This window comes from Streptomyces sp. NPDC056361, from assembly GCF_042262805.1.
In the GTDB taxonomy this organism is placed as follows: Bacteria; Actinomycetota; Actinomycetes; order Streptomycetales; family Streptomycetaceae; genus Streptomyces.
Map to the genome: position 1 here is coordinate 1 of NZ_JBHJQI010000303.1, position 2212 is coordinate 2212.

3 protein-coding genes are annotated in these 2212 nt (G+C 72.8%); all 3 read right to left on the minus strand.

The annotated features are described in order from the left end of the window. Positions 1-24: 24 nt before the first annotated feature. Positions 25-1248 carry a PLP-dependent aminotransferase family protein gene (locus tag ACFCY7_RS40335; RefSeq protein WP_376491062.1) on the minus strand — a complete coding sequence of 408 codons (1224 nt, stop codon included), beginning with the start codon at positions 1246-1248 and terminating at the stop codon, positions 25-27. A 71-nt stretch (positions 1249-1319) separates the two neighbouring features. After that, positions 1320-2039, minus strand: coding sequence for a GntR family transcriptional regulator (locus tag ACFCY7_RS40340; RefSeq protein ID WP_376491063.1), 720 nt, complete (start codon positions 2037-2039; stop codon positions 1320-1322). Positions 2040-2100: 61 nt separating this feature from the next. Next, positions 2101-2212, minus strand: a 112-nt coding sequence (locus ACFCY7_RS40345; protein WP_376491064.1) for a proline racemase family protein, incomplete at its 5' end; no start/stop codon positions are given.

Consider the following 2212-nt stretch of genomic DNA (forward strand, 5'->3'; position numbering starts at 1 on the left):
ACCCCGGGGATTCCGGGGACTCCGTCAGGTGAAGCTCTTGGCCAGTCTGCGCAGCCCGTCCCTGATCTCGTCCGCCGAGTGGGTCGTGAACGAGAGGCGCATGGAGCCCGGGTCCGGCTCGCCGCTGAAGAACGGGGCGCCCGGCACGTACGCCACCTCGTGACCGATCGCGGTCTTCAGGAGGGCGGTGGCGTCGTGCCCCTCGGGCAGGGTCGCCCAGATGAACATGCCGCCCTCGGGCCGGTTCCATCGGGCGCCCTCGGGCAGCGCGGCCGGGAGGCCTTCGAGCATCGCGTCCCGGCGCTCCCGGTAGGCGGCGCGCATGACGGCGACGTGCGCGTCGAGGTCGCTGTCGCGCAGATAGCGGGCCGCGGCGGCCTGGTCGATGGTCGAGGTGTGCAGGTCGGCGGCCTGCTTGGCGATCACGCAGGCGCGTCGCAGCCCGGCGGGGGCGCGGAGGTAGCCGAGCCTGAGGCCGGGGGCCATGACCTTGGAGAACGAGCCGAGGAGGACGGTGCGGTCGGCGGCCGCGGGGTGGGCGGCGATCCAGGGCACGTGCTCGCCCTCGAAGCGCAGCTCGCCGTACGGGTCGTCCTCGACGATCCAGAACCCGTGGCGCGCGGCGGCTTCGGCGACGGCGGCGCGGCGCCCGGCGGGCAGGGTGCGGCCCGTGGGGTTCTGGAAGGTGGGGATGACGTAGAGGAGCGTGGGCTTCTCGCGTGCCGCGATCTCGTCCAGGGCGGCCGGGACGATGCCCTGGTCGTCGGTGGGCACGGGGACGACCCGGGCGCCGGCGAAGCCGAAGGTCTGCAGGGCCGCGAGGTAGCAGGGGTCCTCGACGAGGACGACGGCGCCCGGCTCGACGAGGGCGGTGTTGAGGAGTGTGAGGGCCTGCTGCGAACCGGTGGTGACGAGCAGGTCGTCGGGGTCCGTGGCCAGTCCGCGGGCGGTGAGCCGCGCGGCGACGGCCGTCCGCAGCTCGGGGTCGCCCTCGGTGGTGGAGTACTGGAGCGCGTGCTGCGCGTTCTCCGCAAGGACCCGGTCGTAGGCCGCCCGGATCCCCTGGACGTCGAACAGCTCGGGGGCGGGCAGGCCACCGGCGAAGGAGATCACCTCGGGCCGCGCGGTGAGCGCGAGGATCTCGCGTACCGGCGACGACCCGACGTTCGCCAGCCGGCCTGCGGTCGCGGGAGGGGGCACGGAGGCGGCGCCGGCGGCGTTCGCGGGCGTCGGGGAGGCGGAAAGCATGGCCACAGCATATAGATGCGGCCGATGCTGTCCAGATGTCTCGATTCGCCTTGTCCGAAGCCTAGTTGGGGCTACTCCCCCGTAGCCGCGACGGCCCGGCCGACCGCCTTCCGGACGGCCGGTTCGTCGGCGGCGTCGGCCCAGAGCGAGCGGACGTGGCCGAGGTGGCGGCGCATGCAGTCCTCGGCTCCGCGCGCGTCGCCGGCGATCATCAGGTCGAGGAGTTCGAGGTGCTCCTCGGCGGAGGAGACCAGTTTGCCCGCCTCGTCCAGGCCGGTCAGCCCGTAGAGCCGGGAGCGCTTGCGCAGGTCTCCCACGGTCTCCACGAGCCGTTCGTTGCCGGAGAGGGCGAGCAGCGCCAGGTGGAAGCGGCGGTCCGCCTCCAGATAGCCGATGAGGTCGTGCCGCCGGGCGCAGGAGACGATCCCGTCGGCGATCGGGCGGAGCGCCTCCAGCTGTTCCCGGTCGGCCGTCTGCGCGATGCGGCCGACGGTGGGGACCTCGATGAGGGTGCGCAGTTCGGTGTACTGGTCGAGGTCCCGCTCGCTGACCTCGGTGATGCGGAACCCCTTGTTTCGGACGGGTTCGACGAGGCCCTCCCGGGCCAGGTCGAGCATCGCCTCGCGGACCGGGGTCGCGGAGACGCCGAGGTCGCCCGCGAGCCCGGGGGCCGAATAGACCTGGCCGGGGCGCAGTTCACCGGCGATCAGGGCCGCACGGAGGGCGTGCCCGACCTGGTCGCGGAGCCGTTCCTGCGCCCTGACGAGACCGTACTGTTTCAGGTCACCCATCGTGCGTCCTCCGAGATGTCACGGAGGAGCATCGTACAATGTCACGTTTCTCCGCCCGGGGTCAGAGCAGGAACCCCGCGGGGAAGGGGTCGTCGGGGTCGAGGAAGTACTGTGCGGTGCCGGTGATCCAGGCGCGGCCGGTGACGGTGGGGATGATGGCGGGCAGGTCGCCG

Coding starts and splice junctions, on each gene's coding strand:
- ACFCY7_RS40335 (WP_376491062.1), bottom strand. CDS start 1,248: ATGCTTTCCGCCTCCCCGACGCCCGCGAACGCCGCCGGCGCCGCCTCC.
- ACFCY7_RS40340 (WP_376491063.1), bottom strand. CDS start 2,039: ATGGGTGACCTGAAACAGTACGGTCTCGTCAGGGCGCAGGAACGGCTC.